General features: G+C 58.0%; 20 protein-coding genes. 1 reads left to right on the forward strand and 19 read right to left on the reverse strand.

All coding sequences use genetic code 11. The features are described from left to right. Positions 1 to 77 precede the first annotated feature (77 nt). A complete protein-coding gene (locus tag OCV64_RS08050) occupies positions 78 to 1,250 on the reverse strand; it encodes an NAD(P)-dependent malic enzyme (RefSeq protein ID WP_262669775.1) in 1,173 nt (390 codons plus the stop codon). A gap of 244 nt (positions 1,251 to 1,494) precedes the next feature. On the opposite strand from OCV64_RS08050, the gene OCV64_RS08055 reads away from it, so the two are divergent. Then, entirely contained in the window at positions 1,495 to 2,922 is a 1,428-nt protein-coding gene (locus OCV64_RS08055; protein WP_207721923.1) for a sodium-dependent transporter, read from the forward strand. A 54-nt stretch (positions 2,923 to 2,976) separates the two neighbouring features. On the opposite strand, the gene OCV64_RS08060 is transcribed toward OCV64_RS08055, so the two are convergent. The 18 genes from OCV64_RS08060 to OCV64_RS08145 form a co-directional block, all read right to left on the reverse strand. Beyond that, on the reverse strand, positions 2,977 to 5,004 hold the full coding sequence (locus tag OCV64_RS08060) for a complex I subunit 5 family protein (RefSeq protein ID WP_262669776.1): 2,028 nt from the start codon (positions 5,002 to 5,004) through the stop codon (positions 2,977 to 2,979). A gap of 50 nt (positions 5,005 to 5,054) precedes the next feature. After that, a complete protein-coding gene (locus OCV64_RS08065; RefSeq protein WP_262669811.1) occupies positions 5,055 to 6,509 on the reverse strand; it encodes a complex I subunit 5 family protein in 1,455 nt (484 codons plus the stop codon). Positions 6,510 to 6,554: 45 nt separating this feature from the next. After that, positions 6,555 to 8,033 carry a complex I subunit 5 family protein gene (locus OCV64_RS08070; protein WP_243200951.1) on the reverse strand — a complete coding sequence of 493 codons (1,479 nt, stop codon included), beginning with the start codon at positions 8,031 to 8,033 and terminating at the stop codon, positions 6,555 to 6,557. Between the two features lie 31 nt (positions 8,034 to 8,064). Next, positions 8,065 to 9,555, reverse strand: a complete 1,491-nt coding sequence (locus OCV64_RS08075) for a complex I subunit 5 family protein (protein WP_262669777.1) — start codon at positions 9,553 to 9,555, stop codon at positions 8,065 to 8,067. A 37-nt stretch (positions 9,556 to 9,592) separates the two neighbouring features. After that, positions 9,593 to 9,967, reverse strand: coding sequence for a sodium:proton antiporter (locus tag OCV64_RS08080; protein ID WP_147572217.1), 375 nt, complete (start codon positions 9,965 to 9,967; stop codon positions 9,593 to 9,595). A 3-nt stretch (positions 9,968 to 9,970) separates the two neighbouring features. Continuing rightward, a complete protein-coding gene (gene mbhE, locus OCV64_RS08085) occupies positions 9,971 to 10,993 on the reverse strand; it encodes a hydrogen gas-evolving membrane-bound hydrogenase subunit E (protein ID WP_147572216.1) in 1,023 nt (340 codons plus the stop codon). Next, entirely contained in the window at positions 10,983 to 11,240 is a 258-nt protein-coding gene (locus OCV64_RS08090) for a hydrogenase subunit MbhD domain-containing protein (RefSeq protein ID WP_240287798.1), read from the reverse strand. The genes mbhE and OCV64_RS08090 overlap by 11 nt, the downstream gene beginning before the upstream one ends. After that, positions 11,237 to 11,566, reverse strand: a complete 330-nt coding sequence (locus OCV64_RS08095; RefSeq protein WP_147572214.1) for a cation:proton antiporter — start codon at positions 11,564 to 11,566, stop codon at positions 11,237 to 11,239. The genes OCV64_RS08090 and OCV64_RS08095 overlap by 4 nt, the downstream gene beginning before the upstream one ends. Further along, a complete protein-coding gene (locus OCV64_RS08100; protein ID WP_147572213.1) occupies positions 11,563 to 11,865 on the reverse strand; it encodes a monovalent cation/H+ antiporter complex subunit F in 303 nt (100 codons plus the stop codon). Before OCV64_RS08100 ends, OCV64_RS08095 begins: the two co-directional genes overlap by 4 nt. Continuing rightward, the gene (locus OCV64_RS08105; protein ID WP_262669778.1) at positions 11,858 to 12,373 is read right to left on the reverse strand and encodes a Na+/H+ antiporter subunit E; all 516 of its coding nucleotides are present in this window, start codon (positions 12,371 to 12,373) and stop codon (positions 11,858 to 11,860) included. The genes OCV64_RS08100 and OCV64_RS08105 overlap by 8 nt, the downstream gene beginning before the upstream one ends. Before the next feature lie 162 nt (positions 12,374 to 12,535). After that, positions 12,536 to 13,975 carry a four-carbon acid sugar kinase family protein gene (locus tag OCV64_RS08110; protein WP_262669779.1) on the reverse strand — a complete coding sequence of 480 codons (1,440 nt, stop codon included), beginning with the start codon at positions 13,973 to 13,975 and terminating at the stop codon, positions 12,536 to 12,538. Between the two features lie 65 nt (positions 13,976 to 14,040). Then, positions 14,041 to 15,741: a DNA repair protein RecN gene (recN, locus tag OCV64_RS08115; RefSeq protein WP_186852493.1), complete on the reverse strand. Its 1,701-nt coding sequence runs from the start codon at positions 15,739 to 15,741 to the stop codon at positions 14,041 to 14,043. Positions 15,742 to 15,771: 30 nt separating this feature from the next. Then, on the reverse strand, positions 15,772 to 16,224 hold the full coding sequence (locus OCV64_RS08120) for an arginine repressor (protein WP_147572209.1): 453 nt from the start codon (positions 16,222 to 16,224) through the stop codon (positions 15,772 to 15,774). Beyond that, positions 16,221 to 17,093 (reverse strand): NAD(+)/NADH kinase, encoded by an 873-nt coding sequence (locus OCV64_RS08125; RefSeq protein WP_147572208.1) that lies wholly within the window; start codon positions 17,091 to 17,093, stop codon positions 16,221 to 16,223. Before OCV64_RS08125 ends, OCV64_RS08120 begins: the two co-directional genes overlap by 4 nt. Then, on the reverse strand, positions 17,090 to 17,902 hold the full coding sequence (locus OCV64_RS08130; protein WP_262669780.1) for a TlyA family RNA methyltransferase: 813 nt from the start codon (positions 17,900 to 17,902) through the stop codon (positions 17,090 to 17,092). The genes OCV64_RS08125 and OCV64_RS08130 overlap by 4 nt, the downstream gene beginning before the upstream one ends. Continuing rightward, positions 17,892 to 19,748 carry a 1-deoxy-D-xylulose-5-phosphate synthase gene (gene dxs, locus OCV64_RS08135; RefSeq protein ID WP_262669781.1) on the reverse strand — a complete coding sequence of 619 codons (1,857 nt, stop codon included), beginning with the start codon at positions 19,746 to 19,748 and terminating at the stop codon, positions 17,892 to 17,894. Before dxs ends, OCV64_RS08130 begins: the two co-directional genes overlap by 11 nt. A gap of 54 nt (positions 19,749 to 19,802) precedes the next feature. Further along, on the reverse strand, positions 19,803 to 20,261 hold the full coding sequence (locus OCV64_RS08140; RefSeq protein ID WP_186852491.1) for a divergent PAP2 family protein: 459 nt from the start codon (positions 20,259 to 20,261) through the stop codon (positions 19,803 to 19,805). 28 nt (positions 20,262 to 20,289) lie between these two features. Continuing rightward, a complete protein-coding gene (locus tag OCV64_RS08145) occupies positions 20,290 to 21,186 on the reverse strand; it encodes a polyprenyl synthetase family protein (protein ID WP_186852490.1) in 897 nt (298 codons plus the stop codon). Positions 21,187 to 21,189 lie beyond the last annotated feature (3 nt).

Below are 21,189 nucleotides of genomic sequence, written 5' to 3' on the forward strand. Positions count from 1 at the left end.
CCTCCGTCCATTCACCTTTGGATATGGAAAAGGAGAGCGGCCCGCCATTTTCAGCGGACTGCTCTCCCTATTCTGGTTCAGATGCGGGCTACCCCGGTGCGGCGGGCCGCCTCCGCTACCGCCTCTGCCACCGCCGGCACCACTCTGGGGTCAAAGGGTTTCGGGATGATATAGTCCTCCGAGAGTTCTTCCTCGGAAATCAGGCCGGCCAGGGCCTGGGCCGCAGCCATCTTCATCTCCTCATTGATATCTCTGGCCCGCACGTCAAAGGCACCCCGGAACACACCGGGGAAGGCCAGTACATTGTTGATCTGGTTTGGAAAATCGCTTCGTCCGGTAGACACCACACGGGCGCCTCCCGACCGTGCGTCATCCGGGAATATCTCCGGCGTAGGGTTGGCACAGGCAAAGACGATGGCGTCCCGCTCCATCGTCCGAACCATGTCCGGAGTTACAAGGCCGGGGGCAGATACGCCGATAAACACATCAGCGCCCACCAGCAGGTCCGCCAAATTCCCCCGTCGTCCCTCCAGATTGGTCACCTTGGCAATCTCCTGCTGGGCCCAGTTCAGCTGAGGGCAGCCCTGGTAGATGGCCCCGAATTTGTCGCACAGCGTGATATCCCGGTAGCCGGCCAGAAGGAGCAGCCTCGTAATGGAGATGGCCGCCGAGCCGGCGCCGGAAAAGACGACGCGCACCTCCTCCTTGTTCTTCCCCACTACCTTCAGGGCGTTGGTCAGTCCGGCCAAGGCGATGATGGCGGTGCCGTGCTGGTCGTCGTGAAAGACCGGGATATCACACTTCTCCTTCAGCTTCCGTTCGATCTCAAAGCATCGGGGCGCGGCAATGTCTTCCAGATTGATGCCCCCAAAGGAGCCGGAGATGTTATACACCGTCTGGACAAATTCATCTACGTCCTGAGTCTTGATACATAGGGGAAAGGCGTCTATCCCGCCAAAGGTCTTGAACAGGACACATTTGCCCTCCATGACTGGCATTCCGGCCTCCGGACCAATATCTCCCAACCCCAGAACCGCCGAACCATCGGTGATGACGGCGCACAGGTTGTGACGCCTTGTCAATTCATAGCTCCTGTCAATATTGTCACGGATGGCTAGGCACGGTTGAGCCACACCGGGCGTATAGGCCAGGGACAGAGACTCCTGGTCATTAGCGGGTACAGTAGCCACTACCTCTATTTTTCCCCCCCACTGCTGGTGGAGGCGGAGGCTCTCCTTCGCGTAGTCCATAGTGTTCTCTCTCCTTCTCTCATGCGGCTGGAATGTGGATAGCCGTCTCTGTTTTTTATTATATATCAGCTATCAAAAAAGGCAACAGGGAACAGTCGATTTTTCCGCCTCCTTCTAACGCTTCCCATCCCTATAAAAATGCAATTCTACATTGACACGTCTTTCATATTCTGTTACAATGTTTTTTAACATTCTATTTCAGGATGTGTTGTAAGGGATATTTATAGAGAATGGGAGGATCATTATGGAACATCACAGAGGACAATGGGGCAGTAACATCGGGTTTTTGATGGCTACGGTAGGCGCTGCTGTCGGACTGGGCAACATCTGGGGGTTTCCCTATAAGATGGGTGCCAGCGGCGGCTTTCCCTTCCTGATCATCTACATCGCCCTTGCTGTCCTGGTAGGCTTTCCCATCATGCTAACCGAGCTGGCAATCGGCCGGAAGAGCGGCAAAAGCGTCCTGGTAAGTTATCAAAATGTAGCTGGAGGCATGGGCACCTTCTTGGGGTTCCTAGCCATCATTTCTCCCCTGCTGATCCTAAGCTTCTACACCGTTCTAGGCGCCTATTGTATCCAATATGTGTGCCTCAACTTTGCCGAGTTGATTGGGGTATTTTCCCTGTCCAGCATCTCCGGCGCACAGTCTTTTACCGATATGCTCAGTAACCAGCCCTTGGCCATCGGTTCTACTGTGTTCTTTATCGCTATCTGTTACCTCATCATCCGCGGCGGCATCAAAGATGGTATTGAAAAGTTCAACAAAATCGGTATGCCTGCCTTGGCGATTATGCTGCTCATCGTCATCATTCGGGCTGTAACACTTCCCGGAGCTTTCGAGGGATTGAAGTTCATGTTTTCCCCCAACTGGGAGCCCTTCTCCTCTGTTCAGGGCTTCCTGAAGGTACTTTCCACCGCTGGCGGCCAGATGTTCTTCTCCTTATCCCTAGCTATGGGTATCACCGTCACTTACGGTTCTTACCTGAGCAAAAAGGAGAGCCTTGTAAAAAACTCCCTTATTATTATCATCTCTGATACCTGTGTGGCCATTATGGCTGGTCTTGCGGTTCTCCCCGCCGCTTTCGCTCTGGGCGGTGAGGGTGCTGAACTGAGCGGTCCCAAACTGCTGTTCATCACCATGCAGGACGTCTTTAACTCTATGGGCGCCTTTGGCCCCATCTTTGGTATTCTCTTCTTCCTGTTTGTCACCCTGGCGGCTATCACCTCCGCCATCGCCCTAGTCGAGGTGCTGGTCACCTTCGTCATTGACCATCAGGTAGCCAAGGGTAGGTCGCCCAAGCGCAGCAGAATCGTAGCGATCGCCTGTCTCATCGTGCTAGCGGAGGCTGTTCTGGTAGCCGCCGATGGGCTTGGCTCCAATGGACTCTGGATTCCCTTCCAGGATACTGGTATGACCCTGGGCGGCACCTGGCTCGACTTCATGGACTTTATTTCTGAGGGCGTGGCCATGCCTCTGGGGGCCTTGGTCATGTCTATCTTGGTGGGCTGGGTCATTGGCCCCAAGGTCATCCGCAACGAGGTCAGTTTAGAAGGAAATACCATGGGGGACGGTCTGTATTCCTTCTTCAGCATCTGTATCCGCTTTGTGGCCCCTGTGGCTATGGCCTTCATCCTGTATGGCCAGGTCACCACCTTTATTTCTCCCGCATGATTTCAGTCAAATAAAGATAGCGTCCTGTATCCAGATTGGGTACAGGACGCTTTTTTATCTGTGCAAGAAAATGAATAGAATCGAGAACACCAGGCCAAGTCCGGTCAGGATCAGGCCAAAGGCCAGCGAACGCATGACTCCATTCCCCCGCTGGGGCTGGTCGTCGTACAGGCCGAAGCTAGAGTCATCCACTACCTGTTCCAGGCTGGGCCGTGGTGTATATTCCTGCCCCGTAAGGGCGCTCACCAGCCGGCTTCGTCGGTCGATCAGCCATCGGCTCCATCTTAGGAACAAGGCAGGCAGTCCCCGGAACAAAAGCCGGAAGCCCACCCGGTCCACAAAGGCAGCCGCCAGCAGCAGTACCTGGGTGGAAAATTTCAGGAGCGGTCGGTACAGCCCGTACTCCAGATTGAGCCATCCTGGAATAGGGTCTCGGTAGTACCTTCTCCCGCTCTCTCCTTTGGGCATCAGCAGGGTGCGCACCACCAGGAGGTAGACCACCAGGCCGATGGTCAGTGAGATCGCCGCCCCCTTCAGATTGACCACAGAGAAGTAATCTACCGCGTGAGACGGCACCGCTCCCTGGAAAAAGGAGCGGCCAAAGGCAGCGATCCTATCCATAAAACGGCCGGGAAAGAGGCCCAGGAGGAGCATCACCCCCACATATGTCAGCAGAACAGCCGCGGAGGCCGGAGCGATATAGCCGCCGTGGCAGCGCCATTTTTTATCCAGTACCTCCTGGGGCAGCCGGTTTCTCTCCACAAAGATGCAGAGAAACAGCTTCAGCATATAGGCCAAGGTCAGCCCACCCGCAAAAAGAAACAGCCACTCCAGCGCCGTATAGGCCCAGGCCCGCTCTCCTGACAGATGGATATATTCCACGATGCTCTCGTGGAGCAGTGTTTTGCTCACATAGCCGTTGAGCAGGGGCAGCCCCGCCAGACTGAGCATGGGGATCCCCATGATAAGGGCCAACATGGGCTTATTTCGGCCAAAGCCCCGTATATCGTTCAGGTCAAAGGAATGGGTAGACAGATGGATGACGCCTGCAGCCGGGAAGAGCGCCAGCTTGATTAGCGAATGGTTGACGATATGGAGGACCGTCCCGTCCACCGCCAGGGCGTTATGGCTGCCCAGCAGACACTGCATCGCCAGCCCCACCAAAATAAAACCGATCTGGGAAACTGAGGAGCAGGCCAGTGTCCTTTTGAGGTCCACGGAGCAGAGGGCCAGCACAGCCCCCAAAACCATGGTGACGGCCCCGATGACTGCCAGCATGGCGCCCCAGCTTCCGTCATGGAGAAACAGGGTTGTGGACAGCACAGCTACCCCGTAAATCCCTGTCTTTGTGATAACACCGGACAGGACCGCCGAGGCGGGGGCAGGTGCAGCCGGATGGGCGGTGGGCAGCCAGATGTGAAGCGGAAACGCCCCCGCCTTGGCGCCAAAGCCCACTAGGGTCAGCAGGCCGCCCACCCAGAGCAGGGTACGGTCAGAAGCCTGTGCCGCCGCCTGTGCCAGCTGGTCAATTTGAAGGGTACCCAGTTGGAAGTGCAGGAGAAATAACCCTGACAAGGTAACCAGACCGCCGATGACAGCTACCGCTAAATAGGTGCCTCCGGCTCGCAGGGCCTCCTCCTCCTCTGTCTGGACCACCGACACATAAGAGGTAAAGGACATGACCTCAAAAAATAGGAAGGTAGTGTACAAGTCAGCAGATAAAAATACGCCCATGGCAGCCCCTAATGTGACCAGCCAAAACAGATAGTAGCGGTTCCGCCTTTTGATGTGGGCAAAATACTCGTCAGACAGGATGGTCGCCGCCAACCACCCCGTAGCAGTCAGCATGGCCATAAGCGAGTGGAACCCACCGGAAGCAAAGGAGATGCCGAGCCCACAAAAGCCGTCCAACCGGACCGCGGTGTCCTCTCCCATGGCCATTGACAGCACCAGCAGAAGCTCCAGCGCGGCGGCAGACTGGACAAAGATATCCCTCGCCTTTTTCCAGACTCGACCGACCAGATAGCTGACCGGCCCGCACACAATAGGCATTGCGACCAGCAGCAGCAGAATCCGTCCCACAGGTTCCTCTCCCCCTCTCCAAAATAATGCATGCCCCTATCTATGCTCGGTCATAAGAACAGCAGCCGGCTGATGCCCAGATATACCTCCTGGGCCATCAGCCCAAGAATGACCGAGGCAAGAGCCAGTACGACCAAGGGAATGGTCATCCTCACGCCAGGGTCCCGCCTGGCCTGCCTTGGAATACGCACCGAGATAGCTCGGTGCTGTCTGGGGAAAAAGGCCAGCATGACGATCTGCATCAGGTACAGGGCGGTCAGGATCGCCGAGGCGATAAGGGCGGCGCCACCCAAATATCCCAGCGGGGTACCCAGAGCCACACTGGAAGTTGCCAGCAGCCATTTGCTTGTAAAGCCGGCCAGTGGAGGCACTCCCATCAGCCCCAGCGCTGTGACGGTAAAAGTGCTGAAAACCACCGGCATCAGCGGGCCACACCCTTCAATATCCGGGACGAAGTCCCGGTGCATCTTATAGTGGACCGCACCCACCCCAAAAAAGAGCGTGATCTTTAGAACCGCATGAAACACCATATGGGTCATGCCGGCTACCAAGCCAGCCGTAGACAGGGTCATCACGCCCAGCAGCACATAGGACAGGTTGCTGATGGTGGACCAGGCCAACCTCCGCTTCAAATGTTTGGTCTGGAGCGCCTTGGACGAGCCGAAGACGATGGTAAAGAGAATCGCCGCCAGCACCAGGTCCTGCGCCCATGTACCCCGCAGGATATCCGGGCCAAAGCCATACCAGGTCAGCCGGACTACCGCGAACACCCCCGCCTTGACCACAGCTACCGCATGGAGGAGGGCGGTCACCGGTGTGGGGGCCACTGAGGCCCGCAGGAGCCACTTGTGTCCTGGGAATACCGCCGCCTTCACCCCAAATCCAAAAAAGCCCAGCACATAGGCCACCAGCAGGGTGTCGAGGCTGGTCCCCTCTGAGATTAGAGTGCCTCCCAGGCGGAACATCCCGCTGCCGTATTGGAGGAGAAAGACCATGGCGATAAAGCCCAGGGCGGCACCGCTCATGGAATACACCAGATAGACTCGTCCGGCGTACCGCGCCTTGCCGTCCATACCGTGCATGACCAGGGGAAGGGTAACCAGGGTGAGCAGCTCATAAAAGAAATACATGGTCAGGATATTTGCCGAGAAGGCGACGCCCAACGTCACTCCAAAGGCAGCCAGATAGAAGGAAAAAAAACGGTCCTCTCCCCCCTCCCTGCTCATATATTCCAGGGCATACAGGCAAGCCAGCGGCCACAGAAGAGACACCATTGTGCCAAAGACACAGCCCAGTCCGTCCACCTGGAACGCAACAGACAGCCGCTCCCCCAGATGGACCAGGACCACGGCCTCCGCCCCCTTCATCTCCGAGATGGCAGTCAGGGACAGGACGGCGGTCATGCAGGATACGAACAACACATAGTGCTGCCGTCCCCGCCGGCCCCTTGGCTTCCAAATGGGCAGCATCCCGCCGCTCAGGATAGGAAACAACACTGCTAGCATGATCCACACAAGGAAACACCCCCTTTCCTCACAAGGTCTGAAGGCTCAACCAAAAAGCGGAGCCAGGATATCCTCCACCGCGGGAGAGAGAAGGCCGGGATACATCCCTAAAATCACCACAGACGCGGTGAGGAAGCAGAGGGTGATCCACATGAGCCAGGTATCCTGCTGTTTGACGATCTGGCTCCGGTCAAAGCCCTTGCCGGGGAAAAAGGCCGAGGTAATGATGGGAAGCAGATAGCAGGCGGTAAGCAGAGCGGAGAGCATCAGAACCCCGATGCCCACATAGGACACCGGCCCCAGACCGGCCTCCAGCGCCCCACGGGCCAGCATCCACTTGGCCACGAAGCCCCCTGTGGGCGGAATCCCGATCAGGGAGAGAGAGGCCAGCGCAAAGCACCACATAGTGATGCCATACACCGTGCCCACACCGCGCATCTGAGAAACCTGGGTCAGGTGTGTTTTATAGATGATGGCGCCTGTGGCCATGAACAGGGCATTCTTTCCAATGGCGTGGAACACCACCTGGAAGAGCGCGCCTTCCAATGCGGCAGGGGTCAGCAGCATCAGGCCGAAAATCACATAGGACACTTGGCTGACCGTTGAGTAGGCCAGCCTTTTTTTCAGTGTGTCCTCCCGCAGGGCCAGGGTGGAGCCCATGAGCACCGTGACCAGAGACAGGATCAGCACCGTTCTCTGCACCCAAGTTCCGCTGAGAAAATCCCATCCATATAGATAGTAAACCACCCGGATTATGGCAAAGACGCCCATCTTAGTGATAAGGCCAGACAGGACCGCGGAGGCGGGGGCAGGTGCTACCGGGTGGGCGATGGGCAGCCATGCGTGGAGCGGGAACATTCCCGCCTTACAGCCAAACCCCACTGCCATGACGAGGAACACGCACAGGAGCCACTGGCGGTCCCCAGTGGCTAAGGAGCTGTTCAACACGCCGCCTGGTGTAAACAGGTCTGTGGTACAGTAACCCTGGAGCACGAAAAGTCCCAGCAGCCCAAGCCCTGCCCCGGCCACAGAAAAGGCCAGGTAGCGATAGGCGGCCTCAAATGCCTTCTTGGTGCCGATGTGCAGGACCAGAGGGACGGAACACAACGTCATCAGCTCATAAAACAGGTAGAGCGTGACTAAGTTGCCCGCAAAGCAAATGCCCATCAGAGCGCCCAGCGTCATGAGGTAAAATCCAAAAAACCGCTCCCGGTGGCCCTCATGATTCATATACTCATAGGCGAAAAAGGCCACTGCGAACCAGATGATACAGATCAAGGCGGCAAAAAAACGCCCCAGAGCGTCCCCCTGCAGGACGATGCGGAGCCCTGGGGCTAAATGCAGCATGGTATAGGGTGGTGTATCATAAATGGCCGCAGGCAAGACCAGAAGGATCTGAAGGATCAGGATGGTGGAAACGACGGTACGTCGCGCCCCGAGGGTATGGATGCGGGCCGCCATCAGGCCGCCGAATATGGGAAACAGCACAGGCAGCACCAGCCAGTTTCCATACAGCATTTCCATCCTGTCACCTTCTTTCTCTTCAAATGGTCAATCAAAACTGCGCGAGTCCTGTATGGATCAGAGCAAGGATCGGTCCTACCCCCACGCCCAGCACCAGGTTGAACGCCACGAAGCAGAGGGTAGCCCAGCGGTGGGCCGATGCCTCTTTTGCGGACAGGAAAGTACCTCTTTCCCCGTCCCTCCTGCCCCAGATGACCAAAATAGCAGGGATATAATACATGGCGTTGAGGACGGAGCTGACAGCCAGGCTGAACAGAGTCGGCATCGTCTGCCACTCTCCCGCCAGTGCCGCCACAGCCAGACTATATTTGGATGAGAAGCCGGCCAGCAGCGGTAGGCCGCACAGAGACAGGCCGCCCACGGTAAACCCGATGCCGGCCACTGGAGCCCGCCAGGCCATACCCCGCAGGTCACTCCAGTAATGTCCTCCCTCCCCGGCCCGTATCAGGGCCCCGGCACCCACAAATATCATGGGCTTTGTAAAGGCGTGGGTCAGCAGCTGGAAGCAGGCCGCGGCGGTCCCCGCCCGGCTGCCCAGCCCCAGGGCAAGAAAGATATAGGATATCTGGGCCGAGGAGGAGTAGGCGATCATTCTCTTTACCTCCTCCTGCCGCAAAGCAGCCACCGAAGCGAACAGCATACCAGCTACGCCCAAAAGGAAAAGCAGGTCATGGAGGTACATTTCGATCAGTACACTGCTGCCAAACACTCGCAGGATCAGCTTTATAATCAATACAATGTAACCCTTCAGCACCAGTCCAGACAAAATGGCGCTGGAGGCGGTCGTCGCGCTGGCGTGCGCGTCGGGCAGCCAGGCGTGAAAGGGAAACTGAGCACTTTTAATCGCCAGCCCCAGAGTCATCAGCAGTGCCGAAGCTGTCAGTGGAATCGCATATCTGCCGGTTTGGGCCAACTGTGCTACCGCCCGCCCCAAGTCCTCCATCAGCAGATGTCCGGTGACGCTATACAGCATGGAAATGCCCAGCAGGATCAAGCCGGAACCCAGGCAGCTGAACACCAGATACCGGATGGCCGCCACCACAGAGCGGCCGCTCTCCTTCGCTACCACAGCGATACAGGCGGTGACCGCTGCGATCTCCACAAAGACATAGGCGGTGAAGAGGTCATTGGTATAAACCATGGCCAGCAGAGCCGCATAGAGAAGTTGCATCAACAGGCAATACTGCCCCTGGCGCTCCTCCCGAATGTCCCGGCGGATGTCCTCTGCGCCACCAGTAAGAGAGAGAAACATCACCAAGCTGAAGGCCAGGGCCAGCAATGCCTCCAGAGGACCAGCCCGCAGTTCGTTTCCCCAAGGGGCCGGAAAATGTCCCATCATAAAGGTGAAGCTGTCCCCACTCCACAGGTGGGCCAGCAGAGCCGCCGACAGGGCTGCCACCACGGCCTGGACCACCCGGATCATCCGAAGTGCCTGCTCTCCATTTTTCAGGAACGGAACTGACACCGCACTGAGCAGGGCTAGAAAAATGCTGAAGAAAGGAACGTTATATGTAAAGGGCAAAAGCTTCACCTCCATTCTGTCTCTGATTTATATCTCCCTAATTATGATGTTCTTCTTTGGAACGCATCAGAATGACATCCAGATTCAGGCTGTGATACCTCTTGTACAGCCGACAGGTCAGGGCCAGAAACAGTGCCGTCGTACTCACCGCCACCACGATACCAGTCAGCACCAACCCTCCCGGTACCGGATTGATCCGTACAGCCCGCTCCATCCCCTCCTCCAAAATGGGGGCGCTTCCTCCCTCCACATAGCCCATGGCCGCCAAGAAAAGGAATACTGAGGTATCCATAAGATTGAGTCCGATAATCTTTTTGATTAAATTGGGATGGAGAAATAGCGTGGTGATCCCTATGGCAAATAAGAGGATCGCCGCTATGTAAAACCGCTGCTGTAAAATCAATTCCGCCAAGGCTTACCCCTCCTTTTGTGAAAACAGGGTAAAAAAGGTGTACATCGTACAGGCCACGATGATGCCTACACAGATATTCAGGGGCAGGATGAATCCGGCGCTGAAAATGGCGCCCGGCGTCCCCTTGGGCACCTCCCACCCCAAGTGATTGGCCCCGGTAAAGAAGGAATATCCTTTCATCAGGCCATAGGCTAACAGGCAGGTAACCGTCACCGCCGTGATGCGTCTGGGCGGGAGCAGGCGTTCCATCTCTTCACTCCCCAGGATCATGGAGCAGAGGATCAATCCGCACCCAAGCACAGTCCCTCCGGAAAAGCCTCCGCCGGGACTTAGGTGGCCATTGAGGACCACATAGACGCCAAACATCATCACCGCCGGCAGGATGAGCCGCCCCATCTGAGCCAGTACCGAATCACAAGGCGCAGTCTGGCCGTCCTCCTTCCCAGTCTTACGCAGCAGCAGGACCACACTCATAGCAGCCGCAAAGAGGACCGTAGACTCACCAAAAGTGTCAAATGCCCGGTAATCCAGTATCATTCCGGCTACGGCATTGACCGCGCCTGTTTCTTCCACGCCTTTTTCCAGATATCGCTGAGATACCTCGTTGATTGCCGGGGCTTCCGGGTCCCCAAACCGCGGCATGGAAAGAACTACCAGCAACAGGGTAAGCATCAGCACCATGGTCACACATACGGACAGAATACGGTAGACATGCACCAACTTTTTCAGTGTGCCTGGCCGGTACCCCCTCTTTCGACCACCCGCTCTGACCGCTCTCTGTTCCACGACGGCATGATGGCCTGGTACCGCAGGCTGAGGGATCCCTTTTGCCGCTCGCTCCCGCATCCGCATCAGCCGGTAGGCACCGAAATCCATGGGCTCGTGGGAGTCAATATATTCTAGATACTCCACGAACTCTGCCCGCTCCGGGTCCTCGGCCTCCTCCGACCCCTGATCCGCTTCTTCCCCCTCTGCCCAGTGGAGAAACCGCTCAAAGCGGCTTTCTTCAGTATGGTCACTCCTCATCCTTGTCCACCCCTTTCAGGGCATTCACCCTTCTCAGGGCCAGGAAGAACAGCAGACTTGTGACACCCGCCCCCACAGCGGCCTCTGTAATGGCCAGGTCGGGGGATTCCAGCAGAAACCACAGGATGGCCATGACCGAGGAATAGGACATAAAGATGATGACCGAGGCCACAAGTCTCTTGGTCACCACCGCGGCCACGGCGCAGAACACCAAGAACAGCAGCAGAATGATCTCCAGTACGATCACAATTCCCGCTCCCCCTCTCCGGTCAGCTGATCTGGTTCGATATCCCGGCCGGTAATCAGTTCCATTCTGGCAATCAGGTGGGAAGAAATGGGATTGGTGGCCCAGAGGACCACCAGCGTTGCAGCCAGCTTAATCCCATGCCCGTTCCAGCCACACAGAAGGATCAGTCCCCCCAGGATTAGCAGCACACCCAGGGTGTCGGTCACCGCTCCCGCGTGGATACGCTCCAAGGCATCCCGGAAGCGGAACAGCCCCAGAATGGAGATGGCTACCACCAGGGTTCCCAGAAGAATCAGCCCCAGGGCAGCTATGGTACGGATAGTCATTTCTTTCCCTCCTTCCGGTTTCGGTGGCGTTCCACGGTAACGCGGCTCAAAACAGCCACCGCCAGCAGATTAAGTAGTCCGTAGAGGATAGCCACATCCACCAAGTATGCCTTTCCCAGCAGATAGGACAAAATACAGATCACAAAGATGACCAACGTGCATATCTCATTGAGGGCTATCACCCGGTCCGTATACCTGGGCCCGCGGATAGCCCGGATCAGGCATAGCAGAATACCCAGCGCCAGCAGGCACAGTACAGCAGTCAGAACTGCCCGCAGCATCGGCGTACACTCAGCCATGGCGCTCCTCCTCCAGCTTTTTCAGTTTCTCCGAAAAGGCAGATTCCTTTATCCCTGCTCCAAACTCAGCGTCCAGGGCATAGACACACAGCATATCCGCCCCCATGGACACCGTCACTGTCCCGGGCGTTAAGGTGATAGAATTCGCCAGGGCCAACTTGGCCAGGTCACCCTTTGTCCCAGGCTGAAACCAGATCAATTTTGCCGGAGCTTGTTTCTTCCCAGGGGTCAGGATACGGCCGATGACCTGGATGTTGGACAGCAAAATCTGGCCCACCAGCCACATCAGATAACAAAACACCTCAGGGAGTCTGCGCAGAACGCGCAGTTCTCCCTGAGGCGAAATATGGAGCACCCGATGGGCAAAACAAGTCAGCGCCGCAGAAGCTGCCGCGCCAACCAATATGATCTCAACGGTCACCTTTCCGTTCAGCAGCAGCCAAAACAGGAACAGCAGCACAAATACCAAACGGTCTTCTCTCCCTCTCATCCCCAGTTCGTTTTCCAAAGAGCCAGCACCCACACTCTCCCTGCGGGCTGTCTTAAATAGTATAACAGATTTGTTTCAAAAACGGAAGAGAAAATATGTCTTGTCCCCATAAATTCCTTTTTTAATTGAAAAAGAAATCGGGCCGCCTATTTCAGCGGCCCGACTGGGCACCTGCGTCTTTTAGACCAGTTCGTGGACGATATCCCGCAGTGTTGTCACCTCTCCTACATTTCCTGGGAAAATAATATAGGACATACCGGGGAATCTGCTCTCCTCTCCAGTCTTCCAAACCGGAACTCCAGGGGCGGCCTGCCCCAGCACCAACGCCTTTTTGACGCCCAGTGCCTGGATACCCACATCGCTGGAGGTGATGCCCCCCTTGGCCACGATAAAGGACGGCCTTTCTCTCAAATCGGACACTACCCCGGTAAGGGCCCGCGAGATACGCACACTCAGCTCCAAATTGGCGTCGGCGCTCTCTTGACTGACCCGGAGGACCTGGCGGCTGGTATAGACTACAGCGGTCCGTCCTGCCCGTATCACCTGCTGGGCCCTGGCCGACACTCTCGCCCGCTCCTCCTCCAGACCACCTGGCCGGAGGGCGCTCTCCGCCTGGAAACAGATCTCCTCCAGGCCATCCACACCATCCAGAAGGCATTCCAGCTGCTGGCTCGTCTTTTTCACATGGGAGCCCACCACCACCAGTCCTCCATTCGGGTTATCCCGGTCACGCAGCTCCGCCCGGCCCAGGAGTGGACGATGTTCTACACCGCCCATTACCCGGACCAGTCCGGCGGCACAGCGGTAAAGGAACTGCTTTCCCTGATTCAAGGCCGCCATCAGAGCGGTGACAAAAACCTCTACGTCCAGGTCATCCGCGGCGTTGACCACCACCTTCTGAAACCCGGACACGCCCATCAGCTTCCTGGTGATACCCGGATAATCCAGGTCCCGGAGCTCCTCCAGGGAGATGGATACCATCTCCTCCGCCCGGTATCTGCCCCCGGTTCTCTCCTGGCACCAGTCTTTCAGGTCGGAGGAGGTGTAGGCAAAGGTGGTATCCTTGGCAAATTCCGTCATGCCGGCGGGCACCAGTTGTTCTCCCATCTTCACATAGTGGACATCTCCAATGGTGAGCCGGCCCCCTTCCTGGAAATAGGGCATGATGATCTCGCCGTCATAACAGGTCTCCAGCTCTCTCTCCAGGGTCTGCCGCAATGTCTCCGTTTCCAAGGGATAATGGCCCCGCAGCGTGGAGTCTCCCCGGCTGATTAGGACAAAGGGCTGCCCCGCCTCTCTGGCCGCCCAGGCCAGATTCTTCCCGATCTCCTGGTGGGCGCGCTCTGTTTCTTCCGCGGTAAAGCCCCTGGAGTTGGTCAGAACAAAGAACATGGGCTGTTCCGACCGCAGGCCCTGGAGCAGTGTTTCCCGCTCCCAGTCTGTATAGACATACAGGCCGTGAACCGTCTGGACGCCGGTGGGATCGTCGTCCAGCACCACCATCTTCCGCCGGCACCCTTCTAAGGCCCTCTTTAGCTCCTGATGGACCTGCTCCTTTGCGGGCAGAGGCCACTGCCGCGCCAGGTCCGCGGGCTCAACTGCGACTTTTCTCTCACTCATATCTATAATATCCTCCTATTTACCTGCTAAAACTTGTGGGAGTCCACTTCAAATCCCGCGCTCCTTTACAGGGCTTCTCGGAGGACATTCCGGTACTTTTCTCCCTCAGCAAGCAGTTGCTCCGCACTCTGGCGCAGCAGGTCTGTCACCGAAGATCCCCCGATCAGACGGGCCAGCTCCTCTCCTCTTCCCGCCCGGTCCAATCGTTCCACATGGGTATACGTCCGGCCATCCTGCTCACCCTTTTGGACAGAGAAATGGGTGTCTGCCATTGCCGCAATCTGGGGCAAGTGGGTGACGCACAGCACCTGCTTTCGTCTGGCTACCTGGGCCATCTTTTCCGCTACCTTTTGGGCCGCCCGCCCGGAAACTCCGGTGTCCACCTCGTCAAAGACCAGACTGCCCACTCCGTCATCCTCCGCCAACACGTTTTTCAGTGCCAGCATGATACGGGCCAGTTCACCACCAGAGGCCACCTTCTGAATCGGCTTCAGCGCCTCTCCCGCGTTGGCGGACATCAGGAACTGAACCTGGTCCAGCCCTGTGGGTCCCATCCCGTCCTCCTCCTGCTGCCCCAGAAATTGAGCCTGGAACTGCACTTTCGGCATATCCAGCTGGCGCAGCTCCTCCTGCACCCGCTGCTGCAGGGACAGGGCCGCCTCTTTTCTGGCATGGGACAGGCGCTCTCCCTTCTCCCTGGCCTGTGCCCGGACCTGGGACAGCTCCTTCTGGAGTCGTGCAATGGTGTCGTCCGCATCTTGGATCTGGTCCAGCTCCTGGCGGCTCCGCTCCAAATAGTCCAACATATCAGCCACTGTGGAGCCATATTTCTTTTTCAGCCGGTAAAGGATGTCCAGCCGACTCTCCAGTCGGTCCAGCTCCTCCGGAGAAAAGTCAAGCTCCCTGCCCTGGTCCCGCAGGCTCTCCAAGGCGTCCTCCGCCGCGGCCCGCAGGGTGGACACCTGGTCCGCCAACGCCCCAATCTGTGGGCTGAGACGGGCCACGCCCCGCAGCTCCCCCTCGGCATCAGCAATTAGGGCACAGGCCCCTTGGCTATCCTCATCGCCCCCCAGCGCATATTCTGCCGCCTGGAGCGCATCCATCAGCTTGCCGGCACTGCGCATCAAGGTCTTTCGAGCGTCCAGCTCCTCATCCTCACCCGGCTTCAGCCCGGCCCGCTCCAGCTCCTGAATCTGATAAGTCAGCGTGTCCACCCTCCGGCTCCGCTCCGCCTCGTCCATCTCCAGCGAAGCGATCTGCCGCCTTTTCTCACTCATGGCCTGATAGCTGCTCTGATAGTCTTCCAAAAGGTCCCCGGTCCTGCCGAAGCAGTCCAAATAGTCCAGGTGGCTATCCGGGTCCAGAAGCTGCTGCCCGTCGTGCTGCCCATGAATATTCAGCAGCTGCCGCCCCAGCTCCCGGAGCTGGGCTACGGTCAAAGGCCGTCCGTCTACCCGGCATACATTCCGGCCGTCCCCCTGGATCTCCCGTTGGAGCAGCAGTTCCTCCCCCTGTGGTGGAAAGCCGTTATCCTCCAGCCATCTGAGCTTGGGGAGCCCAGTAAAAACGGCTGTGACCAGCGCCGACCTGGCCCCGGTGCGGATGAGTTCGCGGCTGGTCCGCTCTCCCAGAACAGCGCCAATTGCGTCGATGACGATGGATTTTCCCGCGCCGGTCTCGCCGGTAAGCACATTGAAGCCGCCATCAAATCGGATATCCGCCGACTCAATGATAGCGATATTCTCAATATGGAGCAGAGAAAGCATGGTATACCCCCTTTCTGTCCACAAATCAAATTACTTCAGCAGCTTGTGAACCTCGCTGTTAAAGGACTGGGCGGCAGCACTGTCGCGCATGATCAAAATGCCTGTGTCATCCCCTGCCAGACTGCCGACGATTCCAGGAATCTCCATATTGTCCAGAGCGGAACAGGCAGCTGAGGCCAGTCCCGGCATCGTCTTGACCACTACGATATTCTGGGCCACATCCACCGAGATGACCCCTTCTTTGAAAATATTGCGCAGCCTGGTGTCAGAAGTAACAGCGCCCTTCCGCTCGCTAGGGGCGTAGCGGTACGCACCTTTTCCGGTCAAAACCTTGACCAGCCGAAGTTCCTTGATGTCCCTGGAAATCGTGGCCTGGGTGGCCGAGATGCCTCGGGACTTCAGCTCCTCCAGCATCTGCTCCTGTGTCTCTATATCCACCGACTGTACGATATTTAATATTTCAGCCTGACGCAAATTTTTCACTTTGTGAATCCTCCCAGCTTCTGGTTAATGACCTGATAAAAGCTCCGGCCAGCCAGTTGGACCAGCTTGGTGCAGTGGGTAGACCGCCGGACTTCCACTCTGTCGCTGCCTGATAGTCGGATTGCTTTGCCTCCATCCACTGACAGGTACAAATGCTTGCGGGTTCCCCGGGGCAGGGTAACGCTCACCGTCCGTTCCGGAGAGAGTACCATCGCACGGGCAGCCAGTTGGTGGGCACACACTGGAGTGATGATGATGCTTCGAGAGGTAGGTTCTACAATGGGGCCTCCGGCGGACATGGAGTAAGCCGTAGACCCCGTTGGGGTGGCCACGATGACGCCGTCCCCCATGATGCTGCTCACCTGGACCTGGTCGGCCCACACCTCCACCTCCGCCACCCGCGCCATGGAGCCCTTGAACACCACAGCGTCGTTCAGCGCCAAGTCCTGGCTGATAATTTTTCCCCCCCGCACTACCTGGACATCCAGCATCATCCGCTCCTCGATAGAAAAGTTTCCCTGGGCCAGCGGAGCCAACAGAGGGAGCTCGGACCGCTCCAGTTCCGCCATAAAGCCCACGCTGCCCATATTGACCCCCAGAATCGGCACATCGTGAAGCGTGGCGTCCCTGGCCGCATGGAGGATGGTACCGTCTCCTCCGAAGCAGATCAGAAGATCCGCACTGGGCAGCTCCCGCTCCAGAGAGGACAGTGTCAACTGGCGCGGCACATCGACCCGGTCCCCCTTCTTCGGGACGAAGGGCAGGCAGAGCGCCGTCTGGGCACCAGATCGTTCTAAAATGCGCTGTGCCTCCAGCGCGGCCTTCAGACCCCGGTCCCGGTATGGATTTGAGCTGAGGATAACTTTCATTCCCGCCCCTCCTTCCACACGTTGTGAGATCGCTGGACCAGCTCCCACAGGTCCCCCTCATAGGGCACGCCGGCTCCGGCACGTAGATGACCCAGGTACTCAATGTTTCCCTCCGGACCCTTTATAGGCGAAAAGGTAATGTCCTTTACAGTGAAATCCGCATTTTCCGCGTGAATCAAAAACTGGCTCAATACCTCCAGATGGACCTCCGGGTCCCGAACCACGCCTTTCTTCCCAACCTTGTCCTTCCCCGCCTCAAACTGGGGCTTCACCAGGCAGACGCCCTCTCCGCCTGGAGCCATCAGGGGCCGTAGAGCGGGCAGGATCAGATTTAGGGAAATAAAAGACACATCGACTGAGAAAAAATCCAAAGGCTGAGGGATCTGCTCCGCTGTCAGGTATCGGGCATTGGTGCGCTCCATACAGACGACCTTTGGATGAGTCCTGAGCCGCCAGTCCAGCTGGTTATAGCCCACATCCACCGCGAATACCTTAGCCGCCCCGTTTTGGAGCATACAATCGGTAAATCCTCCTGTGGAAGCGCCGATATCGGCACAGACTGCCCCCTCCAGACAAATCGGCCAGCAGGCCATGGCCTTTTCCAGCTTCAGACCGCCCCGGCTCACATAGGGCATCGTCTTGCCCCGGACCTCGATGCGGGCACTCTCACCCACAGGCGCTCCAGCCTTGTCCACCTTCTGTCCATCTACATAGACCTGTCCGGCCATGATGACCGCCTGGGCCTTCTGACGGCTCTCCGCTAACCCCTGCTCTGTCATGGCTACATCCAGTCGCTTTTTATTTGACACAGCCCAGCACCTCCATGGCCCGTCGGGCGATTCCAGGCCCGTCCAAATTCAGATCCCGCTTCAGCAGCCGGACTGCCCCGTGGGGCACAAATTCCTGTCCGCAGTCGATCCGATATATCCTGGCCGGGATCTGCTTCTCCTCCAGCGCCGCGGCCAAACGCTGTCCCACGCTGCCACTGGCCACGCAGTCCTCGGCTACCAGCAGGGCTCCAGTCTGACGGACGCAGTCGGCTACAAGCTCAGTCGGGAGAGGGGTAATCTGGTTCAGCTTGACCACCTGGGCCTCGATCCCCTCTTTGGACAGAAGGTCAGCCGCCTCCAGCAGATCGTTAATCTGGATGCCGTAGCCCGCCAGGGTAAGATCTCTCCCCTCCCTTAGCAGTACAGCAGGCCCGCTGCCTGAACTGCCCGTATACATCCCCTCGCCGCCACGTGGATAACGGACAGCTACCGGCCCCTTGATTTCCAGCACGGCCCGCTCCAGCATCTCCTCCAGCTCCTGGAAGCTGGAGGGCGCAAAGACTGTCATCCCCGGGACGCTATCCAGATAGGCCACATCAAAGACGCCATGGTGGGTCTCCCCGTCCTCTCCCACCAGTCCGGCCCGATCCACGCCCAGCACCACATGGAGGTGGTCAATGGCCACATCGTGGATCAGCATATCGTAGGACCGCTGGAGAAAGGTGGAGTACACTCCAAACACGGGTATCGCACCCTCCTTGGCCATTCCGGCTGCCATGGAAACGGCGCAGCCTTCGGCGATCCCAACGTCAAAGAACCGGTCCGGGAAGGCCCTGGCAAATTCCCCCAGGCCGGTGCCCCCCATCATAGCGGCTGTCAGGCCGCATATCTCCGGGTGCTCCCGTCCCATTTGAGTGAGTTTTCTGCCGAACACAGCAGAGAAATTGTCGCCGCCCACCTTTTTCATCAGGCCGGTCATGGGATCAAAGGGCCCAACTCCATGGAAGGCGTCCGGATTCTCCTCAGCGGGCAGATACCCCTTTCCCTTGACGGTCCTCACATGGAGCAGGACCGGCTCATTCAGTTCCCTGGCATATTGAAGAATCCTGGTCAGCTTTGGCAGGTCATGCCCGTCTACCGGACCAAGATAGGTAAATCCCATATTCTCAAACATACTGCACGGCAGAAGGCTCTGCTTCAGCGCCTTCTTGACCCGGTGGGTAAATTGGTATATCCGCTGCCCCACCCAGGTCTTCCCCATGATGCGGCGGTAGTGTTTCTTAAAGGTCAGGTACTGGGGCTTTAACCGCTGTTGAGCCAGATGCTCCGCCACCCCGCCTACGTTGGCGGTAATGGACATCCCATTGTCGTTGAGGATGACCAGCAGCTGCTGGCCGCACTCCCCAGCGTTGGACAGCCCCTCGTAGGCCAATCCGCCTGTCAGGGCCCCGTCACCAATGAGAGCCAGTACCTTATAGTCCTCCTTCATCGCTGTTCTGGCCCGAGCCATACCCAGCGCCACCGCCACCGAGTTGGAGGCATGGCCGGCGATAAAGGCGTCGTGGCCGCTCTCCCCCGGCTTTGGAAAGCCAGCAATACCGCCGTACTGGCGCAGAGTGGACATCGCCTCCCTCCGGCCGGTAATCATCTTGTGAGGATAGCACTGGTGCCCCACGTCGAATACCAGCCGGTCCCGGGCGGTATCAAATACCCGATGGATGGCCACTGTCAGCTCCACCGCACCCAGGTTGGAGGCCAGATGCCCTCCTGTCTTGGATACCTCCTCCACCAATTCCTGGCGCAGTTGAGCACAGAGGGCCTCGCCCTCCCTGTCTGTCAGATCCGCCAACAGCGGTCTGCGCGGACCGTTTTGTTCTCTGTTCAATCCTATGCGACTCCTTCGCTCCCGCGTCCCGGATCTTGTAGACCGGGGCGGCGCTTATTTCCAAAGCAGGGTCAGAAGCCCCACCGAGATACCCAGCAGGGCACCCATCAACACCTGGAACGGCGTGTGCCCCAGTGCCTCCTTCAGCCGGCGGCCCTTCAGGTCAGGAGGGAGGTCCTCCAGGCTGCCGAGCAGCTGGTTGAGTGCCTTGGCCTGCTCGCCAGTGGACCAGCGCACATTGAAAGCGTCATACATCACCACTGCCGCCAGGCCAGCGGCCAGAGCGAACAATGGACTATGCCAGCCGTAGGCGATGCCCATAGACACCGCCAGCGCGCACACAAAGGCCGAATGGGAGCTTGGCATCCCACCGCTGCTAATAAGCGCGCTCAGGCTGGATTTACGCCGGATAGCCAGATCGGTCAACACCTTGATCATCTGGGCAGCGAACCAAGCTGTAATGGCCAGATCCAACATCAAATTCCCAGTGAGGAAGCCCTGATAATGCTCCATGCCTGTCCCCCCTGCTCTTAAATCGCCCTTAGTTGCTTCTCTGGGCCAGATGATCCGCCAACCAGCACAGACAGCCGATGCTGCCGCGCCATCCGCCCCGCTCCAAAGCCTCTTTCGCCAAGCGGGTATGCTCTACCACCTGCTCCCGGCAGCCCTCCACCCCCAGCAGTGTCACATAGGTGGTCTTGCCGTTGGCGCTGTCCGATCCCACCGGCTTACCCAGCTCCTCTGTGGTGGAGGTGGCATCCAGCACATCGTCCCGGATCTGGAAGGCCAGCCCCAGATGGGTGGCATACTCCCTGGCCGCGTCAATACAGCTGTCATCTACCTCTCTATGGCCGGAGCAGGCCAGAACCCCCATGACACAGGCGGCCCGCAGCAGGGCGCCGGTCTTTTTGTCATGGATGGCCGTCAAGTCCTCCAAACTGTGGGGCTGTCCATCCCCAATGGTATCCCAGTACTGGCCGCCGCACATCCCCTGCACGCCTGCCGCCTCGGCCAGCACACCGGCGGCCAGGGCAGGAGCTGCCGCTCCCTCACCTGACCAGGGCCCCTTCGCAAACAGCACAGTACGGAAGGCAGCCGCCTGAAGGGCATCCCCGGCCAAGGTGGCTACACACTCGCCAAATACCTTATGGCAGGTGGGCTTCCCCCGCCGCAGGTCATCGTTGTCCATACAGGGCAGGTCATCGTGGATGAGGGAATAGGTATGGAGCATCTCTACCCCGCAACCAAACTCCAATCCCTCCTCCAGCTCACCGCCGGCTGCCTGACAGAACAGCATGGTCAGGATAGGGCGGATCCGCTTTCCTCCGGCCATGAGGCTATATCGCATGGCCTTTTCCAACCCCTCCCCCTGGAAGCAGGAGGCAAGGTATTCTTCTGTTAGGGCATAGGCCCGGTCCATCTGCTGCTGGTAGTTCATTTT

It is taken from the genome of Muriventricola aceti, from assembly GCF_025567565.1.
Taxonomy (GTDB): Bacteria; Bacillota; Clostridia; order Oscillospirales; family Oscillospiraceae; genus Lawsonibacter; species Lawsonibacter aceti.